This window comes from Secundilactobacillus angelensis (assembly GCF_012641075.1).
GTDB lineage: Bacteria > Bacillota > Bacilli > Lactobacillales > Lactobacillaceae > Secundilactobacillus > Secundilactobacillus angelensis.
In genome coordinates this window covers 1-204 of sequence record NZ_JAAXLJ010000134.1, presented here as the reverse complement: position 1 = coordinate 204, position 204 = coordinate 1, and the positions used below count along the sequence as shown (strand labels likewise).

Sequence of the window (204 nt, the reverse complement as noted above, 5' to 3'; positions counted from 1 at the left end):
CTACCAACTGAGCTAACGGCTCAATGGAGGATACAGGGCTCGAACCTGTGACCCTCTGCTTGTAAGGCAGACGCTCTCCCAACTGAGCTAATCCTCCATAAAATCGCGTGGCAACGTCCTACCCTCGCAGGGGGCGATCCCCCAACTACTCTTGGCGTGCTGAAGCTTAACTACTGTGTTCGGCATGGGAACAGGTGTATCCTT

Annotated in this window: 1 tRNA gene and 1 rRNA gene; both read right to left on the bottom strand. The window is 54.4% G+C overall.

Annotation, left to right across the window (positions count from 1 at the left end):
• Positions 1-24 precede the first annotated feature (24 nt).
• Positions 25-97: transfer RNA gene (locus HC026_RS12690), tRNA-Val, on the bottom strand.
• 8 nt (positions 98-105) lie between these two features.
• A 5S ribosomal RNA gene (rrf, locus tag HC026_RS12685) occupies positions 106-204 on the bottom strand; the annotation flags it as partial.